The sequence below is a fragment of the Pseudoalteromonas shioyasakiensis genome (genome assembly GCA_013391845.1).
Classification (GTDB): domain Bacteria; phylum Pseudomonadota; class Gammaproteobacteria; order Enterobacterales; family Alteromonadaceae; genus Pseudoalteromonas; species Pseudoalteromonas apostichopi.
In genome coordinates this window covers 1,332,619-1,356,243 of the sequence record CP058414.1, presented here as the reverse complement: position 1 = coordinate 1,356,243, position 23,625 = coordinate 1,332,619, and the positions used below count along the sequence as shown (strand labels likewise).

Sequence of the window (23,625 nt, the reverse complement as noted above, 5' to 3'; positions counted from 1 at the left end):
CTACTCTTTATTTTTCAATTTTTGTGGCTTGCTTTGCTTTGTAGCTGTTAAGCGAATATCGTCGCCAATCATCACTGTATCAGTAAAGGTCAGTTCAGTGATATCACTCATCACGGTAACTTCTGCAAAGTTTAGTAAGCTTTTGCCCATATCACCTATTAACTTAGGGGCAATATAAACGATGTATTCGTCAATTAAATCCTGCTCAGCAAACACCCCTGCAAGGGTCGCTCCTGCTTCGAGCCATATCTGATTAAATTGTAGTTCAGCAAGACGCTTTAAAACCGCGGATAAATCAACTTTATTATTAACTGCTGGTACAACTTCGTGTTTAACAAAGTGAGGCCATTGATGTTGTTTATCAAGCGATGTAGTGAAAATAATCACCGGACTTTCAATGCTAAATAATGTAAGTTCAGGCGTTAACCTATTTTGTGAATCAATAATCACTCGAGTAGGCTGGCGCAAAGGCAAGGATGTAGGCATAGCAAATGGCAGTTCATCAACGCGCACATTGAGTTTTGCATTATCAGTAATGACTGTGTCAGCCCCCGTCAAGATAGCACAACTTTGCGCACGATATGCTTGCACATCTTGGCGCGCTTTAGGACCAGTAATCCATTTACTTTGACCATTATTTAGCGCGGTTTTGCCATCTAAACTACAGGCCATTTTACAAGTCACATATGGTACCCCTGTTTCCATACGCTTTAAAAAGCCTTTGTTTAGGTCACGCGCTTGTTGCTCAAGTAAACCGGATGCCACTGAAATACCAGCATCGGCTAAAATCTGTAGACCACGACCACTCACCGCAGGGTTAGGATCGACCATGGCAGCAATAACCTTACTGACACCAGCTGCTTTTAAACCTTCGGCACAAGGCGGAGTGCGTCCATAATGACTACAAGGCTCTAAAGTTACATATGCTGTGGCGCCTTTCGCATTGTCGCCAGCCACAGCCAAGGCATTTACTTCAGCATGGCCCTGCCCTGCTAGTTGATGAAACCCTTCACCGACTATTTCGCCATCTTTAACCAGTACACAGCCAACATTAGGGTTTGGAGTCGTGGTAAAACGCCCTTGTTTAGCAAGCTCAATGGCACGCGCCATATAAGCAGTATCAAGCTCTGTGAATGACATAGTTAATCACCTAAACGAGCGATTTCTTCACCAAACTCGCGAATATCTTCAAATGAACGATATACAGATGCAAAACGCACATAGGCCACTTTGTCGAGTTTCTTCAGTGACTCCATGATGCACTCGCCAATTAAATGGCTAGATATTTCACGCTCACCAGTAGCACGAAGTTGAGATTTAATAATGTTAACGACTTCGTCGACCTGCTCAGTGCTAACTGGGCGTTTCTCTAAAGCTCGATGCAAGCCATTGAGTAACTTATCTTCGTTAAATGGTTCGCGACTACCGTCTTGCTTAATCACTCTTGGCATCACAAGTTCAGCGCCTTCAAAGGTGGTAAAGCGCTCATGGCATTCGTTACATTCACGTCGACGTCTAACTTGGTGACCACCGCCAACAAGTCGAGAATCAATTACTTTGGTATCTTTTGCGGTGCAAAAAGGGCAATGCATAGGGTTCAACTTCCGTTTATAAAAAACAAAAAAAGGCCGCTTACTAAGCGGCCTTTATAATAGCAAAAAACAACGCTATTGTTATCTTAATTACGGTTTAACCAGTAATTAAGCGTAAACTGGTAATTTTTTACAGATAGCTTTAACTTTCTCTTTTACTTCTGCTTGTACAGACTCATCGTTGATGTTGTCTAGTACGTCACAGATCCAGCCTGCAAGCTCTTTTGACTCAGCTTCTTTGAAACCACGGCGAGTAATAGCCGGAGAAACCAATACGAAGACCAGACGTTACGAACGGTGAACGTGGGTCGTTTGGTACTGAGTTTTTGTTAACAGTGATGTTAGCGTTACCTAGTGCAGCGTCAGCATCTTTACCTGTGATATCTTTGTCAATTAGGTCAAGAAGGAATAAGTGGTTGTCTGTTTTACCAGAAACAACTTTATAGCCACGCTCTTGAAGTACTTCAACCATAGCTTGAGCGTTCTTAACAACTTGTGCTTGGTACGCTTTGAACTCTGGCTGTAATGCTTCTTTGAAAGCAACCGCTTTAGCAGCGATGATGTGGCATAAAGGACCACCTTGACCACCAGGGAAAACAGCACTGTTTAGCTTTTTGTAGATCTCTTCATCACCACATGCAGAAACGATTAGACCGCCACGAGGGCCTGCTAATGTTTTGTGAGTTGTCGTAGTAACAACGTGTGCATGAGGAATTGGGCTAGGGTATACACCCGCTGCGATAAGACCAGCAACGTGAGCCATATCTACGAATAAATATGCACCAACTTTATCAGCGATTTCACGGAATTTAGCCCAGTCAACAACGCCTGAGTATGCAGAGAAACCAGCGATGATCATTTTTGGCTTATGCTCTAATGCAAGTGCTTCAACTTGAGCGTAATCAATTTCGCCAGTTTCGTCATTTAGGCCGTATTGAATTGCATTATACGTTTTACCAGAAAAGTTAACGTGTGAACCGTGAGTTAAGTGACCACCATGAGCTAAGCTCATACCTAGTACTGTATCATGCGGCTGAAGAAGAGCTTGGAAAACAGCTGCGTTTGCTTGTGAACCCGCATGCGGTTGGACGTTAGCGTAATCTGTGCCGAATAATTCGTTTGCACGATCAATTGCTAGTTGCTCAACAACGTCAACATGCTCACAACCGCCATAGTAACGTTTGCCTGGGTAACCTTCAGCGTATTTGTTGGTAAGCTGAGAACCCTGCGCTTCAAGTACGCGTGGGCTACAGTAGTTTTCAGACGCGATCAGTTCGATGTGCTCTTCTTGACGAGCCGTCTCTTTAGTGATGGCTGCAAATAACTCTGGATCGAAATCCGAAATATTCATGCTACGTTCTAACATGGGGTCTCCTAAGGCAACGTGTATGGTGTTTTTTGAAGGCTGTATTGTACGCTTAAAACGCACTTTTGCCTATCTTGTAAAGATGAACATATTTAAACAGGGATTGAATTTATTTCACAGTGTTTTAATAATGATATTTTTTTATTGATACATAAAAAAAAATTATAGATTTAAAATATTACATATATTTTTAAAATGTCACTCTAGATAAAATTATCAACGCTTTATTGCGTTTCAATAGAAGCGAACTAAGCTTATATTCCTAGTCAATATCAAGGATGGTATAAGTACATGTTAGCTAAACCTATATATGAATTAGTCCCCTACGGATACTTCTTTCTCGGCATGAGCTGCATCACATTAGCAAATAATTATGTACCAACATTAATTGGTGTAACTTTATTTTTATTAGGCGCTAACATTTGGCGAATGCGCTCAGAAGCTAGAAGAACAGATCATATAAGCCAGCGAGTTAAACAAAAAAAATCCAACTACTACTATGAATTTAAACCATTTATTATTTTTATTTCGGCTTTCACTTTGATGCAATGGACACAAAATGAATTAGTCTCAGTGATCAGTATTTTGCTATGTATTGCTGCGGTGGTCATTTTATGCATGCGAGTTTTAAACCGTCATAGTCATTCATTACTTCATTAGAAAAGAGCGGCTTCGCCGCTCTTTTTTTAGTATTAAGCTAATTTATTTAGCAACTCTGTTCGAAGCAATTGATAATCAAACTTAATATCTTCGGCCAAACACTGCTTTGCCAATGCATCAGCAAGCGGTTTTGGCATTGGCAGTTCAATGTCTAAAATTTGCTCTACACTGTCTTTGAATTTAGCAGGGTGTGCGGTCGCTAAAAATATACCTGCACTACCGTCGGCTAGATTTTCTTTCAAGCCTTGATAAGCAATTGCAGTATGAGGTTCTGCAATATAACCAGTCTGATGAATTTTTTTCATCACCTCTTTTGTTTCTTCTTCACCAACACAGCTTGAATAAAAGTCATCATAGCTAAACCATTCGTTATCTAGCATAAATTGAACGCGTGGCCAGTTATTCGGTTTACTCACATCCATTGCGTTCGATAAAGACTCAAGTGTGTCATTTGGCGCCCACTCTTTATTTCGCAAGAAGCGTGGCACAGTGTCGTTTTGATTAGTTGTGGCACTTAATTTAGCAACAGGCATTCCAAGTACAGCACCAATCATCGCCGCACATACATTACCAAAGTTACCACTAGGTACTGAGATATGCGCTTTACTACGCTGCTCTTTTGGTAATTGCGCAATTGCTTCAAAGTAATAGCATACTTGCGCAACTAAACGACTGATGTTGATTGAATTCGCTGAGTTTAAACCTAGCTTTTGTTTAATTTCATCGTCTAAGAAAGCTTGTTTTACCATACTTTGGCAGTCATCAAAGCTACCATCAACGGCGTAGCAGTGAATGTTATTACCTAAAGTAGTGAATAGTTTTTGCTGCGCTAATGATATTTTACCTTTTGGGTATAAGATCACGACATCTATATTTGGCTTGTTATAAAATGCATGAGCAACGGCTGCGCCAGTATCGCCCGATGTGGCCGTTAAAATAGTGACTTTTTCGCCTTGGTTAAATTGGGCAAGACACTCAGCCATAAAACGACCGCCAAAGTCCTTAAAAGCAAGCGTTGGGCCATGAAATAACTCCAAACAATAAATGTCTTTTTCAACTTCTACCAACTTCACATCGAAGTTAAAAGCGTTTTGCACCATCTGTGCGACGGTATCAGCAGGTAATTCATCACCAATTAAGTGCGATAAAATCTTACTACTCCGACTAACAAAGTCCAAATCTAATAAAGAATCAATGTCTTGTATTGGCGATAGGCTATCAGGGAAGAACACACCTTGATTACGGCCTAAACCCGTTTTTACCGCTTCAACAAACGACACCTGTTGTGTTTCATCTTTTAAATTATGTAATTGCATGTTTATTCCTTAAATTCTTTAAAGCTGTCGCGTGCCAAGTTGATCAAGTTGGCAGATATGGCAGAAGCCCTGCTCATTAATGTAATTATCATTCAGCCACGCTGCACACTTTTGTGCAGCTTCAAGACTCTTACACACGGTAAATAATGTTGGCCCAGCACCTGAAATACTGACAATTTCAGCGCCAAGCTCTGGTAAAGCACTTTTCGCTTCGACAAAGCCTTGAATAAGCGGTGCACGATACGGTTCGGCTATTTCATCAGACATAATTGATAATGCAGCATCAAAACGGCCAGTGAGCAATAAGCTACTAAACGCAGAAAGCCGCTGTGCAAATTCAACACTGTCGTGCATTGATAATTGCGTTGGCAAGACCGAACGCGCTTTTGCGGTATTCAGTGAAAAACCAGGGAAAGCCGCTACGTAATACCATTGATTATCAACAGGTAACGAAATTGACTTGTTCGGAATGAGTTCACCCGTTAATTGCAAACCACCTAAATAACACGGCGTGATGTTATCGTAATGACGGCCGCCACTAACAATGGCTTCAAAGTCAGCCATCAACTCGATAAGTTGCTCTTGGGATAAATTCGTTTCGGCGAACTTATCGAGGGCCGCGAACGCAGCCACTACAGAACAAGCACTTGAACCTAAACCAGAGCCAATCGGTAGATTCTTTTTAAGCTCAAGCTTTACCGCTGACATAGTCGGCGCAACGTGCTCTTTAAAGTGAATTAAACATTGATAAGCTAAGTTTTCTTCAGCATTTGCAGGCAATTTACTGGCATAGTCGCCAGAGCATACAAAAGTATCTTGCTCTGCGGCACTAACCTCTACAACATCGCCTAATAAAGTACCATCGATAGGTGCGAGCGCGGCACCGAGTGCATCAAAGCCGACAGCAAAATTCCCGATTGAAGCGGGTGCATATACACGGATCATGACCAGCTCCTAACGTGTTAACGTTTTTAAGATATCAGCAAATACGCCTGCAGCCGTTACTTCAGCACCTGCGCCATAACCACGAATCACAAACGGACGAGGTTGATAATACTGACTTAAAATTGCCAGTGCATTTTCACCGTCACGAATATCGTATAAAGCATGGCTGCTATCAACGGCTTCTATACCGACTTTGCATTGACCATTTTCAATAGTGCCCACATAACGAAGTACTTTACCTTCACTTGCAGCACTTTGGATGCGGTCGTTAAACTCGCTATCAAGCGATGGCAGTTTTGCCATGAAATCTGCTACAGAATCATCTTCTGCAAACCCTAAAGGTAAAACAGATTCAACTTCGATATCGCTTAGTTCTAATTCAAGACCAGATTCACGGGCAATGATCAGTAGTTTTCGAGCAACATCAGTTCCAGATAAATCATCACGCGGATCAGGCTCTGTAAATCCACTTTCTTTTGCTTTTAATGTTGCTTCACTAAGTGATAAACCATCTTGTAGTGCACCAAACATATACGATAATGAACCCGATAAGATACCGCTGAATTTAATGAGTTCATCGCCCGCACCAAATAGCGATTTAAGATTATCAAGTACCGGTAAACCTGCACCTACGTTTGTTTCGTATAAAAATTTACGATTATTCTTTTGTGTTGCTGCAACTAAATCTTGGTAGTAAGCATATGAGCTAGTATTGGCTTTTTTGTTAGCAGCAACAACATGAAAACCGGCATTCAAGAAATCCACATATTGCGCAGCAAGCTTATCGGCCGAACTACAGTCAACTATCACAGGGTTGATTAAGTGGTTTTGTTTTACAAATTGCTCCACCAAACTTAAATCAAATGCTTGCTCTGACTCGGCTAGTTTGTCTTGCCAGCCATTAAAAGCAATACCTTCGCTATCAAGGTAAAGCTGTCTTGAGTTAGCAACACCGTATAAGTTCAGCTTAATGTTACGCTTTTCAAGCCACGCTTGTTGGCGTTGTAACTGCTGAATAAGCTCTTGACCAACCAAACCACAACCAAGTAAAAAAACATCAATTGAAGGAATGTGGGTAAAGAAATTTTCATGGCAAACTTTTACAGCGTCGTTGCAAAACTCACCGTCGATGACCGCTGAAATTGCACTTTCAGTGGAATCTTGTGCAATTGCAACGATGTTAACCTGCGCTTGTGCTAACGAAGCAAAGAACTTAGCCGCTAACCCTTTGTGAGCACGCATGTTATCGCCTACTAAAGTGACAATAGCAAGGTTACGCTGCACTTGAACTGGTTCGATTAGGCCAGCTTGTGATTCTAATTCGAAAGCAGTCTGAAGTGCTTCAAGGGCAAGCGATAGGTCGCTTTCATGAACACAAAAACTGATGCTAAATTCACATGAAGATTGAGTGATTAAAACAATTGAAACATTGTCATGAGCAAGTGCATTAAATACTTTTGATGCCATGCCCACTTTACCTTTCATACCTGGGCCTGAAACAGTTAACATAGCAAGGTTTTGTAGACTTGATAGCGCTTTAACAGGCTCGTTAGATACACTGTCGTTACTGATCACTGAGCCTTCAGCACGTGGATTATGTGTATTTTTGATCTCACACGGCACACCCGCTTTGGCACAAGGTAAAATCGTTTTCGGGTGCAATACCTTCGCCCCAAAATAAGAAAGCTCCATCGCTTCTTTATATGATAGTGAATCAACCTTAGACGCTTTTTTGATATAACGCGGATCAGCATTATAAACGCCATCAACATCAGTCCAGATCTGACATACATCGGCTTCTAAACATGCTGCAGCAATTGCCGCTGAGTAGTCTGAGCCATTTCGACCAAGTGTTGTTAGCTCACCTTGTTCGTTAGCAGCAGTAAAGCCCGGCATGATATAAATAGTGCTTGGTGCAGCTTTTAGTGCTTCTTGAAAACGCAACTTACTTGCAGCCAAGTCAGCTTCAGCATCAATGTAGCCGCCCACAGAGGCAATACAATCAGTCGCTTCTAGATAGCGAGCATTGCTTTGTTTAAGCATGCACTCCATCAAAGCAACACTTACGCGCTCACCAAAGCTAATAGTATAGGCACGTACTTGGTCTGGGCAGCACTTTAAAAGTGCAACACCATCAAGCTTATTCTTCAGTTCATTCAAGTTAGGCCAACTTGCTACCTGACCAAAATCAGCTTCAACAGCAGCTTTTAGTTGTTCACAGCGCGCAACCAATGCTTGCCATAGCTCACTAAAGTCCTGCCCATGTTCTGCAGTACTTGCTAACGCGACTAATGAATCAGTCATACCACCTGGAGCTGATAGCACTAACAGCATTTCATCGCGTAATTCTTCTTTGACTAACTGAGCTACCTGTTGCAAACATGCGTAGTCGGCCAAGGACGACCCACCAAATTTTAATACTCGCATTATTTATGTTTCCTCATTCCATAAACGAAAAAGGCCTGTGTTCTAGTGAACACAGGCCTATAAATTTGTTGCACCGACCTATGCCACTATCCAGTAAGGATGATGGTTGTAATAATAATGGTCGTTGCGTGATTAAATGTTTTCATAGACTCTAGACTGCCTTAAATGTAGTCAGGCTGTCAACCCTTAAAGAAAAGATAAATTATGCGTTTGTGTTATTTAAAAGATTAATGAATACCAAATTTATGCAAAGTTGCTTTTAGACGAACAAGATCTATTGGCTTATCAATGAAATCAATGGCGCCCAACTTTACTACTCTTTGCTTCATTTCAGTCTGAATATCAGCCGAAATAACTATTACAAAGCATTCTATTTTCTCTGCTTTAATAGATTCAAGCACAGCGACTCCATCCAGTTCAGGCATGGTTAAATCTAAACAGAGTAGATCAAAATTATGTTCGCGCAGTAACGCAAGTGCTTCACGCCCATTGGTTGCTTGTTGAATATCTGCATTCAAGCAATCCCCTAAACAGCGCACTACCTGCTTGCGGGCAATATTTGAGTCATCACAGACCAGTACTGAAAAATTAGGATTATTCATGAAATAAAAATCTTTGCTGTAGCAAATACAACATTAAAAAAGGCTAATGTTAAAAAAGTTAAAGGTGAAATAAATTTATAACACAATTTTTAAAGCGCAGTAAGGCTAAGCTTTTTCAAAAAATACTAACAATTTATAAATGTTCCAGTAAAAAAGGATATATTTATTTCTTTTTAACCATTTATTAGCTAACTTTAGAACTAGCTGAATGTATTACAATTGTCACCAAGGAGCTATGGATATTCCATGCTACAAAAAAGCCTGTCAAAAGAATTATTAACAAATGTGCTCTCTGTCTACTTTTTACTAACCTTCGTGGTGACGTGTGGACAGGTTATTGCTGAGTACGTTAATACAAAAGATTACATTCGCGACGAGTTAACTACTTTACAAAAAACATTTAGCCGTAGTTTAACCCGTGCAATTTGGGAACTGAACGATAAACAAACCATCACGACGGCTGAGGGCCTACTGGCAATCCCTATGATCGAAGGCATTATTGTGCGTGATGATAGTGGTGAGGTACTCTCACAATTAGGGCGTTCGTTAGATATTCATGAGCTTTACAGTCAACAGTTAGTTCAAGAAGAAGCAATTATCGAAGATACGCCGTCGGGTTTATTTGGTTATACATTCCCACTTATTTTTGAATTCTCGGGTAAAACAACCCAAGTAGGCGACGTAACCCTATTCTCAAGCCGTGAAGTGGTATTTAGCCGCATCATGATTTCTATCTATTTTTTAATCGGAAATGCGATGATCAAAACCACCTTTTTGATCATTCTTTTCTTACTCGCATTTAGAAAGCGCTTAACCGAGCCATTGGCACAGTTCACAGAACAAATTGAAGATCTAGAACTAAACGACTTAGAAGGTCGCCATATCGAGATCAAAACCGTTGAGCATAACGAATTAAAAGTAATGGAAGAATCTTTCAACCGCTTAATTGATAAAGTGGTACTTTACCGTGAAGAGCTCGAACATACCCAAAAAGAACTTTTGATAAGTAATGAAAAGCTCGACCAACATAACTTGCAGTTAGAACAAGAAGTCGCACGCAAAACATCAAACCTAAGCCAAGCTATGATGGACTTGCAGCAACAAAAATACGAGCTTGAAAAACAAAAGCTAACACTTACTGAAGAAATCGATTTACGTAAGCAAACTGAACAAGAGCTAATAACTAAGCAAACTGAGTTACAACGCTACCTTGATGAACTTAATATGGCACAAGAGCGCTTAGTAGGCTCAGAAAAAATGGCTGCATTAGGTGGCTTAGTTGCAGGTATTACTCATGATGTTAATACACCTATTGGGATTGGTGTTACTGCAACTTCCTTTTTACAAGAGCGCTTAGACCAAATTGAAGCAGCTTACAAAGATAAGACTCTGTCGCCAAAAGCACTGGAAGAATTTATTAATGATGCTAAACAAAGCACCAGCTTACTCACCAGTAACTTAGACCGTGCTTCTGAGCTGGTTGCAAGCTTCAAGCAAATTGCAGTAGACCAAGCCAGTGAAGCGGTACGAACAATTAATTTTAAAGAGTATTTAGGTGAAGTGATCCGCTCTTTACATCCAAAACTCAAAAAAACATCGCATCACATTAATTTAGATTGCCCTGATGATTTAACGCTTAACCTACCTGCGGGTGCTATCAGCCAAATTTTCACAAACTTGATTATGAACTCACTCATTCATGGTTTTGAAGGTATTGAAAGTGGTGTTATTGATATTGTTATCAAAGAAGAAGATGACGAAGTTGTCATCGACTTTAAAGACAATGGTAATGGCGTATCAAAAGAGCAATTAGAAAAGCTCTTCGACCCATTCTTTACTACTAAACGCGACCAAGGCGGCAGTGGTTTGGGCACACATATTACCTTTAACCTCGTTAAACAAACCCTAAGTGGCGATATTGAGGTATCAAGCGAAGTCGGTAAAGGCTTGCACTACCATATTAGTTTTCCGAAAAACATGCCAAAACCTCTTTCAATGTTTAACTCATAAGCAAATAGAGCTGATGCCGAAATGATTCATTTCGGCATCAGTTTTTTATTGCTATGATTGGGCAAATTTATTGAAAGGATTAGCCTAATTATGTGGTTTAGTAACCTTATCTGTTACCGTTTTAAACAAGACGTTTCATACTCTCAAGAAGACTTCGACAAAGCCCTAGAGCAAGACCTGTTTCGTTCATGTACCGGCCAAGAGCTTTCAACTTTTGGTTGGACAAAAGCGTTTGGTAAGCATGGGCAAACCCTGTCTCACTTCTCTCAAGACAGCATTTTAGTATGCGCAAAGCGTGAAGAAAAAGTGCTGCCAGCTGCCGTTATCAATGAAATGGTTGCAGAAAAAGTTGAGCAAATAGAAGCGGAAGAAAACCGCCCAGTTAAGAAAAAAGAAAAAGACGAACTAAAAGAAAATATTCTACACACGTTACTACCTCAAGCATTCAAAAAATCGAGCCTACAGTTTGCGTTTATCGACCAAAAGAATGGCTGGGTTGTTGTTAACAGCGCAAGCTTTAATAAAGCAGAAGAGCTTTTAGCCCTACTTCGTAAATCACTTGGCACACTTCCTGTCGTACCTGCATTTGCTAATTATGATTTAGATGTATTTTTAACTGATTGGTTAACTAATTTCAGTACGCCTGAAGGCTTTTCAATCGGTAACGATGCAGAACTTGAAGAAGCAGATGACAGTGGCGCTCAGGTTAAATTAAAAGGCCATGATTTATCATGTGACGAAGTTAAGTCTCATTTAGAAAATGGTAAGCGTGTAACTAAGCTTGCTCTTGATTGGCAAGAGCGCGTCAAATTCATGCTGCAAAACGATGGCTCGATTAAACGTTTAAGCTACTCAGAAACACTAAAAGAAGAAAACGCTGACATTCCAAAAGAAGATATGGCAGTAAAACTTGATGCTGACTTTATCTTAGCGTCAGAAGAAATTAAGCAAATGCTAGAAGAGCTGACTCAAGGCTTAGGCGACAAGGAAGATTTATAAAATTAACTCTTAGGTTAATTAACACTAAAAGCGCGACTAACTAAGTCGCGCTTTTTGTTTAAATTAGTCAGTAAAAATCGCTTTTACTTCGTTAAGCATATCGTGATATTCATCTTCACTGAACATATCAAGTGATTCAATCACGCCTTTATCCATGTAGGTTTGTAATGCTGCAGACTTATCAGAAACCTGTAAAATCCCTTCTAAAATTGCGCCAATACGAATGAAATCAACATAGCAGATATGTTCTGGACGATAGTTTGGATTTGCCCAACTTTCAGCAACTTCTACAAACTCATCAGTAAAGCCCCAAGCACGCATAATTGCACCACCTACTTTACCACCTAATTTTTGGATAGCATGTGCAAGGAAACTTGGGTTTGCGAACACCTCTGGGTGCTTTTCGGCTTCAGTTAAAATTGGCAGTACACCAATGTTATAAACTAATGCCGCTAAGGTGATTGTGTCGCGATTAAGCGAGGTTTGCTTGTTTCTGCGTAAAAAGAAGTCCATTAAGGTAATTGAGTGGCACGCTACTTTAAGCGTTTTTTGCCATGCCTTGTCCATATAGCCTTTGATCAGCTCATTGTGCGATACAAACAGCTGTTCCATTGCCATTGCGGTAGCAATGTTTTTGATTTGACGAAGACCAATTCGTGTTACCGCTTGGTGTAGATTTGTGACTTTAACTGAGCGCCCCATAAATGCACTATTCGCAACTTTGATCATTCGTGCTGATAATGCTGGATCATGAGAAATGACATCTGCCATATCCATCAAGTTTACCTCGGGGTTATCCGCGGCTTGCCTAACCTTTACTGCAACTTCCGGTAAGGTAGGTAACACTAAAGTGTCGTTATTTATTCTGTCGACCAATATGGTCAGTAATGCATTTTCTGTTGACATATGTGTGCCACCCTCTTGGATTAGCCCGCCCAAACAAAGACAGACTAATGACTGACATTATTAGATTAGTTATAGTTTTAGTATTGTCTAACTTAGCGCTAAAGTTAAGAAATTCACAGAAATTATCTATTTTTTATATTTTTTAACTTCCTAACTCATAAATAAATATTGCTTCTAGCGTAGTAAACTTGCCATATATATGTCAGGTTTGCTTTAATGCATAGACTTTTCGTTTTCTAAGCAATGACTCTCACTTTTTAACGGGCAAAAAAATGACATTAAATAAAATTAGCCAAGCACTTATCTTATCAGGTGCTGTTTTTCTTGGTGCATGTTCTGACGAGCAAGCTAGCACTTCTCAAACTAAGCCTGCTGCAGAGCAAACAAAACAAAGTACTGAACAAAACAACCCACAACTAATCAATGCAGAGAAAAGCCGTTTAGACATATACACAGACTTCACGCTTACTTCTGACCTAAGCCATTTAAGTGACAACCAAAAGCAAATGGTTGGCAAATTAATTGATGCATCAAAAATTATGGATGAGCTATTCTGGCGTCAAGCATTTGGTGATAACAAAGACGCTTTCCTTGCAAAAATTAATGATGAAAAAGTTCAGAAGTTTGCAGATATCAACTATGGCCCTTGGGATCGCTTAAACGGCGACCAAGTTTTCTTATCGGGCTATGAAGAAAAACCACTAGGTGCTGAATTTTATCCAAGCGATATCACTAAAGAAGAGTTAAACAACGCAACGGTTGATGACAAAACAGGTCTTTATTCGGTGATAAAACGTGACGAAAAAGGCCAGCTTTACAGTGTGGCTTACTCAGTTGAGTACGCACAAGAACTTGAAAAAGCAGCTAACTTGTTACGTGAAGCAAGTACGCTTGCTGATGACAAAGAATTCGCTAACTATCTTAGCATGCGCGCAGAAGCACTAGTAAGTGATGACTTCCAACCTTCTGATTTTGCATGGATGGATATGAAGAATAATCCAATTGACGTGGTTATTGGTCCTATCGAAACTTATGAAGATCAACTATTCGGTTACCGTGCAGCGTATGAATCTTATGTACTTATTAAAGATTTAGCATGGAGCGAGCGCTTAGCTAAATTTGCCGCTTTCTTACCTGAGCTACAAAAAGGTTTACCTGTAGACGAAAAATACAAACAAGAAGTCCCTGGCTCTGATGCTGACCTAAATGCTTATGATGTTGTGTATTACGCAGGCCACTCAAATGCAGGTAGTAAAACAATTGCTATCAACCTGCCAAATGATGAACAAGTACAGCTAGAAAAAGGCACACGTCGTTTACAGCTTAAAAACGCAATGCGCGCTAAATTCGATAAAATCTTAGTGCCAATTTCAGAGCAGTTAATTGTTCCTGAACAACGTAAACACATTACCTTTGATGCTTTCTTCGCAAACACTATGTTCCACGAAGTAGCGCACGGTTTAGGTATTAAAAACACGATCACTGGTAAAGGAACTGTTCGCCAATCACTCCAAGAGCATGCAAGTGCCCTTGAAGAAGGTAAAGCGGATATCTTAGGTCTTTACATGGTTGAGCAATTGCTTAAGAAAGGTGAGATCACAGAGGGCACATTAGAAGATTACTACATCACCTTTATGGCCGGTATCTTCCGCTCAGTGCGTTTTGGTGCATCAAGCGCACACGGTAAAGCGAACATGATCCGCTTTAACTTCTTCGCTGAAGAAGGCGCCTTCTCTAAAAATGCTGACGGCTTATACAGCGTTAACATGGAGAAAATGAGTCAAGCAATGGAGAAACTATCTAACCTAATCCTTACTATTCAAGGTGACGGTGATTACCAAAAAGTTGATCAGCTAATCGCAACTCATGGCGATATCAAAGCTGAACTAGCTAAAGACTTAGAAAAACTAAGCCAAGCTAACATCCCTGTTGATGTTACTTTCAAACAAGGTAAAGAAGTATTAGGCCTTTAAGGTTAATGCTTCTTTAATATTAAAAACGCTGCAATTGCAGCGTTTTTTATTGCCTGACCCCTAGTAAAACACGACTAGTGTGCGATGAAGTTCAAACCATATTTGGAGTTTAGCTCTACAATATCCCCGTTGATCAGCATCTTTTGAAACTCAGTATTAAAAGCTTCAATAAATTCATCGAGTTCGCGTTGCTTACTAAAGCCGTAGTAGCCCTGATTAACCGTCACCGGCGGCGATAACATTATGACTTTATCATCGATACCTAAGCTTTCGATCACAGGCATTGCTGCGCGAGGATGGGTAAGTATTAAATCAACTCGGTTATGCATCAACTGTAAAAAACTAGCCCGCACATTACCCACTTCAGATAGCGATAAATTTGCCTCGTTACGTTTAAATTCAGGACCATAGTTCCAACCTCGAATGGTACCAATAATATCTTTTCGTAAACTGGCAAAGTTTCCAACCCAAGTCACATCATTGTTCTTTTTGGTATATAAAACAATCGGGTCTTCGTAAAAAGGTAAGTCACTAAATTGCATATACTGCTGACGTATAATAGATTTGTAAGGACCTATAATGGCATCAGCTTGACCTTGCTCTACCATTTTTAAAGCGCGTTTTAGTGGCATGATATCGATAACCAACTCGTGCCCTAAACGCCTGCAAATTTCGTGGGCAATATCGGCACCTAAGCCAACCACTGTGCCCTGCTGATCTTGTTCTAAAATCGCAGGAAAATGACTACCAACAAAGTAATAGCTTTTTGCTAAACACGAAAAAGAGCTCAGAATAAGCAACATGGCAAACACTGTGTGTTTCATTTATTCTGTACCCCTTTACGCATCACTCATTTAGCTTAGTCCAATCTTACTAGAACAAATAGTTTAAAAATGCGCTTTTAATGCGGAAATTTGTTCATCAGTGTAAGGCACTGCGGGTAATTTTCCCCAAACTGGTGTTGGCCAAGCCGCATCGGCTGTAAAACGTGCAATATGATGAACATGTAATTGCGGCACCATGTTACCCAATGCCGCCACATTTAGTTTGTCTGGGTTGAATACCTGTTGTAATAGTTTACTGAGTTTGCCCGATTCTTGTAATAAGGTAATTTGTAGTTCTTCAGAAAGATCAATAATTTCTTTAACACCAGCGACTCTTGGCACTAAAATAAACCAAGGGTATTGGCTATCATTCATCAGCAATACTTTACACAGTGGCCAATCAGCAAGTTCGATGCAGTCGCGTTGTAATTCTGGGGCCAAAGAAAACGGCGTGTCAGTATTTTTCATCAATAAATCCTTTGATATTGGGTAAACATACCCTACTTTATAGCATTTTGTTGCAGTTGACTAAGCTTACCATTACCATCGTTGCAGTTTTTATTCGAGCGAAGGTACTCCTGTGCTAAAAAAAATTAAATCTCTCTCACTTGCTTTGCCAGTCGTGGCAACAGCATTCAGTGTGACCGCTGACCCCCTCACTCTTGAACGTATTTTTGACGATCCAAGCTTAGCAGGCAAAGCCCCTGTACAACTTAAATTTTCTCCAGACGGCAGTCGTGTAACTTACCTGCAAGGTAAAACGGATGATTACAACCGCTACGACTTATGGGAGTACAATTTAAAAGATAACAAAAACCGCCTATTAGTTGATTCTGCAGCACTATTTTCTGGCCCTGAAAACTTATCTGACGAAGAAAAAGCACGTCGTGAGCGCCAGCGTATTTTTGGCAAAGGGATTTTAGAATATAAATGGTCAAAAGATGGTAAAGCGCTTTTATTCCCGCTTAATGGCGACCTTTACTATTATGAGCTTAATTCAGCTAAAAGCCGTAAATTAACGGACACAGAAGCATTTGAAACCGATGCGCGTTTCTCACCAAAAGGGCACTATGTGTCATTTATTCGTGAGCAAAACCTGTACGCTCTTAACTTAAAGACGGGTCAAGAAATCCAATTAAGTAAAGATGGCGGCGGCGTAATTAAAAATGGTATGGCCGAGTTTGTTGCGCAAGAAGAAATGGGCCGTATGACTGGCTACTGGTGGTCAGGTGATGAATCTAAAATCGCTTATACCCGTGTTGATGAGAGCCCAGTAAAAGAAGCTATTCGTAATGAAATTTACGCTGATGAAGTAAAGCTTTTCAACCAACGCTACCCGTTTACTGGTACCGACAACGTTAAAATCCAGTTAGGTGTTGTGAGCATCAACAATCAAAAAACCGACTGGGTTGATTTAGGCGACGAGCAAGATATTTATATTGCCAGAGCTAAATGGTTAAAGGATAACAAAACGCTTTCTTACCAGTGGCAAGACCGCTCGCAACATAACTTAGAATTGCGTTTTTATAATAGCGAAACTAAAAAGCAAACAGTTGCCCTAAAAGAAACCAGCGATACTTGGATTAACCTGCACTTTGATTTGCAGTTCTTAAACGATAAAAAACATTTTGTTTGGGCATCTGAGCGCGACGGTTTTAAACACCTTTATTTATATCGCACAAACGGTGAAATGATCCGTCAAATCACCCAAGGTGAATGGGTAGTTGATAGCTTAAAAGGTATCGACGAGAAAAAAGGCATCGTTTATTTTGCGGGTCGTAAAGACACAGCTCTCGAGAGCCACCTTTACAGCGTACCGCTATTCAAAAAAGGCGAAATTAAACGCGTAACTGAGCTTGGTGCTTACCACAATGTAGTAATTGCTAAAGATAACAAAACCTTTATCGATAACAGCTCATCAGTGAATAAGCCTGGCTCTGCGGCATTACGTAAAATTAATGGCGAATTTATCACTTGGCTTGAAGAAAACAAGTTAGATAAATCACACCCATTAACGCCTTACCTAGCTGATTTAATCACTCCAGAGTACGGCACGTTAACGGCTGAAGACGGGCAAATCATGCATTATCGTTTATTCAAGCCAACTAATTACCAAGATGGTAAAAAGCACCCGGTTATTGTTAACGTTTACGGCGGTCCTCATGCCCAACGTGTAACGAACAGCTGGCGTAGTAAAAACTTGTACTTCCAGTACATGGCACAACAAGGCTATGTTATTTTCCAACTTGATAACCGTGGTTCATACAACCGTGGTAAAAAGTTTGAAGACGTAATTTATAAACATTTAGGTGTTGCAGAAGTAGCAGATCAAATCAAAGGCGTTGAGTTTTTACGTACCCTTGATTACGTTGATCCTGAGCGTATTGGCATTTATGGCCACAGCTACGGTGGTTACATGGCGCTTATGACCATGTTTAAAGCGGGCGATTACTTCAAAGCGGGTGTTTCTGGAGCGCCAGTAACTGATTGGGCACTCTACGACACTCACTACACAGAGCGTTATGTAGGTCACCCTGCAACGAATGCTAAAGGTTACGAAGCAAGTGCTGTTTTCCCTTATGCTGAAGGTTTAAAAGGCCCGCTGATGATTTATCACGGGATGGCTGATGATAACGTGTTATTCACTCATGCCACTAAGTTATTCAAACAACTGCAAGATCAAGAAAAGCAGTTCGAAATGATGACTTACCCAGGCTCAAAACACAGTTTACGTGGCAAAAGCGTACAAACGCACTTACACCAAACTATCACAAGTTTCTTTAACCGACACTTTAACGTTGAGTAATCACTTTTAATTTCGGTAACTTAGACTAAAGGCTGATTGTTAAATCAGCCTTTTTTTTGTCTCAATGTATTCTACTATTTAACTAGATTTTCGACCTATTTTGGCTACGCTTAATACATTGCTCTTAAGAGCATGACGAAGGAATACACATGAATTACTTACGCCGTTTTACGATCTTTCAGCGCCTCGCCATGTTAGTGAGTGTGGTAGTGATAGGTTTAATATTTTTGAGTGTCTCAAGTTTGATGCAGCAGTTTAGCTCGCTAAAACAAGAGCAATACATAAAAACCAAAAACCTTGTTGAGTCTGCTCACTCTATTATCGAGCATAACTATGCTTTATTCGAGCAAGGTAAGCTGAGTGAACAACAAGCCAAACAAGCAGCCCTCGAAACAATTTCTGCACTTCGTTACGACGATAACAATTACTTTTGGATTAATGATTATCAACCCGTTATGGTCATGCACCCATTTAAGCCCGAATTAAATGGTAAATCACTAGCCGGCAGTAAAGATCCAGACGGCGTGCCGTTATTTGTCAACATGGTTAATATTGTCAAAAAACAAGGTGAAGGTTTTATTCCCTATAAATGGCCAAAGCCAGGTAAAGACGAGCCAGTTGATAAAATTGCCTACGTAAAAGGCTTTGATAAATGGCAATGGATTGTAGGCTCTGGTGTCTACATCGATACCATTGAAGAGGCATTCTCTTCGCTACGTAATCATGTGATTATTACCGCGCTAGTGATCATTGCCCTACTAGTTGCGCTAAGCTACCTAATTGCCAATAGCATTCTTCGACCGACACAACTTGCTGCCGACATGATGAAAGACATATCACAAGGTGAAGGCGACTTAACCCAAAAGCTTGATGAAAATGGCAATGATGAAGTATCTCGTTTATCGCGCTACTTTAATTTGTACACCGCAAAAATGCGTGAGTCACTGAAACATGTTGCCCACAATGCAGATCAAGTAAATCAGTTTGCCCATAGCGTTGATGATGCCAGTAAAACAAATCACTCTTTTATTGAGCTACAAAACGACAGCTCGACTCAAGTAGCAACCGCAATGGAACAAATGACTCATCAAATTCACGATGTCAGTCAAAATGCCGATCAAGCTGAGCATGCCGCTAATGAAGCCGCGCAAAATGCAGAAGCGGGTAAGCAGGTTCTTAACAAGACCATTACCGCCATTGAGACCCTGTCGCATAATATTGAACAAGTTAGTAAGGTAACAGCCGACCTCGCTGCAGAGAGTAACAACATAGGCTCAGTACTTGATGTTATCCGCAGCATTGCAGAGCAAACCAACTTACTGGCACTCAATGCAGCCATTGAAGCAGCACGTGCTGGCGAGCAAGGTCGAGGCTTTGCTGTTGTAGCTGACGAAGTACGTACATTAGCAAGTCGCACAGGTAAAAGTACTGACGAAATTCAAGCCATGATCAGTAAACTACAAACCGGCGCACAAGCTGCTGTTGATGCTGTATCGGCAAGCCAACAATTATCAAGCGAAACCGTTTCACAGGCAGGTGAAGCAAATAGTTCACTGAGTGAGATTGAGCGACTTGTCACTATTATCAAAGATATGAACAGCCAAATCGCCCGCGCTACCGAGCAACAAACCAGCGCCGCAGATGAGGTTAATTTACGGATTAATGAGCTTTCGCAATCAACTGAGCAATCACTGTCGAATACCGAAGGGCTTTCAAACGCCAGTGAAAACTTAAAGCAAAGCTCACAAGCGTTAAGTGATGTCGTTAACCGTTTCAAGCTCGACTAACACCACAAAAAAAGCCCCGCACAGCTGTGCGGGGCTTTTCAAACTTATAGCTTTTAGCTTATAAACAATAACGAGCGAATAAGCTGCTTACTGTTGCTGCGGTAGGCTTACCATGTTGCCAATCACCGCCTTCTACACCACTGCCTGCGATGTCCATATGAACATACGGTAATGGTTGTGCTGATTCAGTGCCATGTTTATCTAAACCACCGACAATCGCTAAGAATGCCATTGGGAATTGGTGACCACGAGCTGTCACTGCAGAAGCTGCATTGTTACTTGATAATACATCGTCAGCTAACGTGCGAGGGCGAATGAAGTCATAATCTTCACGACGGCTGCGTGATACTTCTGCACCATCAGCCCATAAATCGCCTAGGTCAGCAATTTGACGAGAAATTTTAGCTGCACGAGCAGGACCATTTTCAACATACGCACTGTAAGGGCCCATAGCACGTGCTGCGTGGCCTGTTAGAGTTGCAACAGTGAATAGCTCAGGGTTCACTTCGTTTAGGGCGCGATCTTTCATTTCGCTTAGTAAGTCGCCCATTGCTAAACGACCTTCAGCATCTGTGTTACCGATACGAACACGAACACCTTCACGGCTGGTAATGATTTCATCCGGTACGAAACAATCAGAACCAATTGAGTTACGAACTACGGCTAAGTAAGCAATTACTTTTACGCCTTTAGGAGCAAAGTCAGCCACTGATTTCATAAAACCTGCAACCGAAGCTGCACCGCCTTTATCGCGGCTCATACCTGCCATAAAGCCACCCACTTTAAGGTCTGCACCACCGGTATCGTAAACTAAACCTTTACCAACAAACATTAAGGTGCGCTCAACGTCGCCTTCAGGAACATACTCTAGTTTTACAACTCTTGGGTGATGACGCTCAACAGCGTAAGATGCGCGTGCTACGGTGCTCATCATTGGGTAATCTTTATCGATGGTGTTGATATCTGAAATCACTTCTACAGACACCTTACTACCTGCAAATAACTCAACGCAATAATCTGCAAAACGAGGTGGTGCCATACGCTCAGGTTCTGTACCACATAAGTCACGTGCAGCGTATTGACCTGCTGCAATGGCATTAAGGGCTTTGCTCATCGCGTCATCTGCGCCCACTAAGCTAATTTGGCTGATTGGTTCAATCGCCTGACCGTGGAACTCACGTGCTTCAAGAGGTTGCCACAGCGCTTGGCAAGCACCTAAATACGCCACTTCAAGGGCATGCTTGTAACGGCTGTCTTGATTTACATTTGCAAGTAAAATAGCAGGCTGAGTGCTACCCGATGCTTTCGCTTCTAGTACACCTTGCTTTGCCGCGTCAAAGTAACGACGTACATCATCATAATCACGGTTTAGAGGGCCTGTAGGCGCTAAAATAACGCGTTTAGAGTCAATTACAAGTAATGTAACTTGTTTGCCAATACGCGCGTCTACAGCTTGTTGAGTGTTAATAGCTTGGCTTAAGCTTGCGTCCGCTAAAGAAGAAAAATCATCACCGATAATAATCAATGCATCGTGATCTGCATCCGCTAATTGAGGGGCTGCAACTGCATGAGGGTATGCCATAAAAAAGGTCCTGCTGTTAGAAACATAGGACCTTATTATCATTGATTTAGAGCGCTATTGCCAGCCAAGTAAGATAGCTAACTATAAGGCTGGCAAGCTAAGTTTACTGCTCTGTAACCTGTGTTGAATCTTTACGATGTTTAACAATCACAGACCAAGCTTCAAGCATAACCAGAACACTCACTACCAGTACTAACAAATCAAGTGTCACCAGTAACCAGTTACTTTGTTGGTAGTATTCACCAAGTTTGATAACACCAGCAAAGAACGCCATAACTAATACGAAGCTCATTGGGATCAAGGTGTATTTAGCCGGACGATTCGCTTTAATTAGCATTACCGAGATAACCAGTAAGGTTAAGCTTGCAAGGATTTGGTTAGTCGAACCGAATAACGGCCAAATGATCATACCGCCGCTACCGTCAGCACCACCAGCACCAAAGGCAAGTAATAAACAGCTAAGTACTGCAACTAGCGTAGCTACAATACCGTTACGAATGATACTGATATTATAAATATCGCCCCACTCTTGGATGATATAACGCTGCAGACGCACGCCAGAGTCCATCGTAGTGCCCGCAAACAACACAACCATTACAGCAAGTAAGGTTGATGCCACTTCTTGTGAGATACCCCAACCATTTTCAATTAAGTTAGCGCCACCATTAATGAAGGCGCTCACACTACCGGCACCTAAGTGACTGTATATTTCGTGCCATTCTTCTGGTGATACCGCAAGTGCAACACCACTTACTGCAACCAATGTAATAAGCGCAAGCATACCTTCGCCTACTGCACCTAAGTAACCAACAAAGCGACCATCAGTTTCTTTATTAAGCTGCTTAGAGCTAGTACCTGATGACACAATACCGTGGAAACCAGATACCGCACCACAGGCTATGGTCACGAATAGCAATGGAATAATACTTGGTGTATCTACCGCCGTTTGGGTATTAAACGCAGGCGCTGTGATATCAGGCATTGAAATAAATACCGCACCATAAAGCAGCACTAATCCCACTAATAACTGCATACCGTTGATGAAGTCACGTGGCTGTAACAGCATCCATACCGGCAATAATGAAGCAATAGCCGCATAAATAAATAAGATAATGATCCAGTTCGCATTAGCACTTAAGCCGAACATTTCATCAGGTAACGCAATCGGCATGCTACTACCAAGGTAAATGGTGTAATAAAGAATCGCTACACCGATTAAACAAAGCGGAATTAAGGACACTTTACGGCGTAGCAACTGGCCAATTACTAAGGCCACAACAATCGCTGACCAAGCAGGGAATACCGCGTTAGGCTGTGATACAAATGATTTGGCTATTACCACACCGAATACCGCATTCACCATCAGCAGCACTAAAAACACCACAATCATAAATAACGCACGGGTGCGTTTACCGATTACGCTTTCAGATAAAGCGCCCATTGATTTGCCTTTGTTACGCGCACTGGCCCATAGAGCCCCCATGTCGTGAACACCAGCAAAAAAGATAGTACCAAATACCACCCAAAGTACCGCAGGCACCCAGCCCCAATATACGGCAATCGCAGGGCCAACAATTGGCGCAGCACCTGCAACAGAGGTGAAATGGTGGCCCCATAACACAACTTTGTTGGTTGGCACATAATCCACACCATCCTCAAGTTCATGAGCTGGTGTGATAAAATTATCATCCATTTTAAATATTTTTTCGGCGATGAATTTCGAATAAAAGAACCATCCGAACAACATACCGACTATTCCGAGCAGCACGATTACGACCGATTGCATAGTCATCTCTCTTTTTAAGTTATAATGTTGTCTAAGGTGTTGAA

17 protein-coding genes and 1 pseudogene are annotated in these 23,625 nt (G+C 41.2%); 6 read left to right on the top strand and 12 right to left on the bottom strand.

Annotation, left to right across the window (positions count from 1 at the left end; translation table 11 throughout):
• The 3 genes and pseudogenes from ribD to HYD28_06170 all read right to left on the bottom strand — a co-directional run bounded on the left by ribD (window position 1) and on the right by HYD28_06170 (window position 2,958).
• Complete coding sequence (gene ribD, locus HYD28_06180; protein QLE08588.1) at window positions 1-1,140, bottom strand: bifunctional diaminohydroxyphosphoribosylaminopyrimidine deaminase/5-amino-6-(5-phosphoribosylamino)uracil reductase RibD; 1,140 nt, start codon at window positions 1,138-1,140, stop codon at window positions 1-3.
• Window positions 1,141-1,142: 2 nt separating this feature from the next.
• Window positions 1,143-1,592: a transcriptional regulator NrdR gene (nrdR, locus tag HYD28_06175; protein QLE08587.1), complete on the bottom strand. Its 450-nt coding sequence runs from the start codon at window positions 1,590-1,592 to the stop codon at window positions 1,143-1,145.
• A gap of 108 nt (window positions 1,593-1,700) precedes the next feature.
• Window positions 1,701-2,958: pseudogene (locus tag HYD28_06170) on the bottom strand (serine hydroxymethyltransferase).
• Window positions 2,959-3,249: 291 nt separating this feature from the next.
• On the opposite strand from HYD28_06170, the gene HYD28_06165 reads away from it, so the two are divergent.
• On the top strand, window positions 3,250-3,618 hold the full coding sequence (locus HYD28_06165; GenBank protein QLE08586.1) for a hypothetical protein: 369 nt from the start codon (window positions 3,250-3,252) through the stop codon (window positions 3,616-3,618).
• A gap of 32 nt (window positions 3,619-3,650) precedes the next feature.
• On the opposite strand, the gene thrC is transcribed toward HYD28_06165, so the two are convergent.
• The 4 genes from thrC to HYD28_06145 form a co-directional block, all read right to left on the bottom strand.
• The gene (gene thrC / locus HYD28_06160) at window positions 3,651-4,934 is read right to left on the bottom strand and encodes a threonine synthase (GenBank protein ID QLE08585.1); all 1,284 of its coding nucleotides are present in this window, start codon (window positions 4,932-4,934) and stop codon (window positions 3,651-3,653) included.
• An 18-nt stretch (window positions 4,935-4,952) separates the two neighbouring features.
• Entirely contained in the window at window positions 4,953-5,879 is a 927-nt protein-coding gene (thrB, locus tag HYD28_06155) for a homoserine kinase (protein QLE08584.1), read from the bottom strand.
• A 9-nt stretch (window positions 5,880-5,888) separates the two neighbouring features.
• Entirely contained in the window at window positions 5,889-8,306 is a 2,418-nt protein-coding gene (gene thrA, locus HYD28_06150; protein QLE08583.1) for a bifunctional aspartate kinase/homoserine dehydrogenase I, read from the bottom strand.
• Between the two features lie 227 nt (window positions 8,307-8,533).
• The gene (locus HYD28_06145) at window positions 8,534-8,908 is read right to left on the bottom strand and encodes a response regulator (protein ID QLE08582.1); all 375 of its coding nucleotides are present in this window, start codon (window positions 8,906-8,908) and stop codon (window positions 8,534-8,536) included.
• 246 nt (window positions 8,909-9,154) lie between these two features.
• Here HYD28_06145 and HYD28_06140 point away from each other — a divergent pair, with 246 nt between their 5' ends.
• Complete coding sequence (locus tag HYD28_06140; GenBank protein ID QLE08581.1) at window positions 9,155-10,918, top strand: sensor histidine kinase; 1,764 nt, start codon at window positions 9,155-9,157, stop codon at window positions 10,916-10,918.
• A gap of 90 nt (window positions 10,919-11,008) precedes the next feature.
• Entirely contained in the window at window positions 11,009-11,917 is a 909-nt protein-coding gene (gene rdgC / locus HYD28_06135; protein QLE08580.1) for a recombination-associated protein RdgC, read from the top strand.
• A 63-nt stretch (window positions 11,918-11,980) separates the two neighbouring features.
• Here the strand turns inward: rdgC and HYD28_06130 are convergent, their stop codons facing one another.
• The gene (locus HYD28_06130; protein ID QLE08579.1) at window positions 11,981-12,823 is read right to left on the bottom strand and encodes an HDOD domain-containing protein; all 843 of its coding nucleotides are present in this window, start codon (window positions 12,821-12,823) and stop codon (window positions 11,981-11,983) included.
• Between the two features lie 272 nt (window positions 12,824-13,095).
• On the opposite strand from HYD28_06130, the gene HYD28_06125 reads away from it, so the two are divergent.
• Window positions 13,096-14,796: a Zn-dependent hydrolase gene (locus tag HYD28_06125; GenBank protein ID QLE08578.1), complete on the top strand. Its 1,701-nt coding sequence runs from the start codon at window positions 13,096-13,098 to the stop codon at window positions 14,794-14,796.
• Window positions 14,797-14,870: 74 nt separating this feature from the next.
• On the opposite strand, the gene HYD28_06120 is transcribed toward HYD28_06125, so the two are convergent.
• Together HYD28_06120 and HYD28_06115 are read right to left on the bottom strand one after the other, a co-directional pair.
• Window positions 14,871-15,620 (bottom strand): transporter substrate-binding domain-containing protein, encoded by a 750-nt coding sequence (locus tag HYD28_06120; GenBank protein ID QLE08577.1) that lies wholly within the window; start codon window positions 15,618-15,620, stop codon window positions 14,871-14,873.
• A gap of 63 nt (window positions 15,621-15,683) precedes the next feature.
• Window positions 15,684-16,088, bottom strand: coding sequence for an HIT domain-containing protein (locus tag HYD28_06115; protein ID QLE08576.1), 405 nt, complete (start codon window positions 16,086-16,088; stop codon window positions 15,684-15,686).
• Window positions 16,089-16,200: 112 nt separating this feature from the next.
• Here HYD28_06115 and HYD28_06110 point away from each other — a divergent pair, with 112 nt between their 5' ends.
• A complete protein-coding gene (locus HYD28_06110) occupies window positions 16,201-18,426 on the top strand; it encodes a DPP IV N-terminal domain-containing protein (GenBank protein ID QLE08575.1) in 2,226 nt (741 codons plus the stop codon).
• 149 nt (window positions 18,427-18,575) lie between these two features.
• The gene (locus tag HYD28_06105) at window positions 18,576-20,213 is read left to right on the top strand and encodes a methyl-accepting chemotaxis protein (protein ID QLE08574.1); all 1,638 of its coding nucleotides are present in this window, start codon (window positions 18,576-18,578) and stop codon (window positions 20,211-20,213) included.
• 58 nt (window positions 20,214-20,271) lie between these two features.
• Here HYD28_06105 and HYD28_06100 read toward each other — a convergent pair whose 3' ends face one another.
• Together HYD28_06100 and HYD28_06095 are read right to left on the bottom strand one after the other, a co-directional pair.
• Window positions 20,272-21,795, bottom strand: a complete 1,524-nt coding sequence (locus HYD28_06100; protein QLE08573.1) for a leucyl aminopeptidase family protein — start codon at window positions 21,793-21,795, stop codon at window positions 20,272-20,274.
• 103 nt (window positions 21,796-21,898) lie between these two features.
• On the bottom strand, window positions 21,899-23,581 hold the full coding sequence (locus tag HYD28_06095) for a carbon starvation protein A (GenBank protein ID QLE08572.1): 1,683 nt from the start codon (window positions 23,579-23,581) through the stop codon (window positions 21,899-21,901).
• Window positions 23,582-23,625: the final 44 nt, after the last annotated feature.

Excerpts from the sequence above, each read along its gene's own strand:
- ribD (QLE08588.1), bottom strand. The coding sequence starts at position 1,140 with ATGTCATTCACAGAGCTTGATACTGCTTATATGGCGCGTGCCATTGAG.
- nrdR (QLE08587.1), bottom strand. The coding sequence starts at position 1,592 with ATGCATTGCCCTTTTTGCACCGCAAAAGATACCAAAGTAATTGATTCT.
- HYD28_06165 (QLE08586.1), top strand. The coding sequence starts at position 3,250 with ATGTTAGCTAAACCTATATATGAATTAGTCCCCTACGGATACTTCTTT.
- thrC (QLE08585.1), bottom strand. The coding sequence starts at position 4,934 with ATGCAATTACATAATTTAAAAGATGAAACACAACAGGTGTCGTTTGTT.
- thrB (QLE08584.1), bottom strand. The coding sequence starts at position 5,879 with ATGATCCGTGTATATGCACCCGCTTCAATCGGGAATTTTGCTGTCGGC.
- thrA (QLE08583.1), bottom strand. The coding sequence starts at position 8,306 with ATGCGAGTATTAAAATTTGGTGGGTCGTCCTTGGCCGACTACGCATGT.
- HYD28_06145 (QLE08582.1), bottom strand. The coding sequence starts at position 8,908 with ATGAATAATCCTAATTTTTCAGTACTGGTCTGTGATGACTCAAATATT.
- HYD28_06140 (QLE08581.1), top strand. The coding sequence starts at position 9,155 with ATGCTACAAAAAAGCCTGTCAAAAGAATTATTAACAAATGTGCTCTCT.
- rdgC (QLE08580.1), top strand. The coding sequence starts at position 11,009 with ATGTGGTTTAGTAACCTTATCTGTTACCGTTTTAAACAAGACGTTTCA.
- HYD28_06130 (QLE08579.1), bottom strand. The coding sequence starts at position 12,823 with ATGTCAACAGAAAATGCATTACTGACCATATTGGTCGACAGAATAAAT.
- HYD28_06125 (QLE08578.1), top strand. The coding sequence starts at position 13,096 with ATGACATTAAATAAAATTAGCCAAGCACTTATCTTATCAGGTGCTGTT.
- HYD28_06120 (QLE08577.1), bottom strand. The coding sequence starts at position 15,620 with ATGAAACACACAGTGTTTGCCATGTTGCTTATTCTGAGCTCTTTTTCG.
- HYD28_06115 (QLE08576.1), bottom strand. The coding sequence starts at position 16,088 with ATGAAAAATACTGACACGCCGTTTTCTTTGGCCCCAGAATTACAACGC.
- HYD28_06105 (QLE08574.1), top strand. The coding sequence starts at position 18,576 with ATGAATTACTTACGCCGTTTTACGATCTTTCAGCGCCTCGCCATGTTA.
- HYD28_06100 (QLE08573.1), bottom strand. The coding sequence starts at position 21,795 with ATGGCATACCCTCATGCAGTTGCAGCCCCTCAATTAGCGGATGCAGAT.
- HYD28_06095 (QLE08572.1), bottom strand. The coding sequence starts at position 23,581 with ATGCAATCGGTCGTAATCGTGCTGCTCGGAATAGTCGGTATGTTGTTC.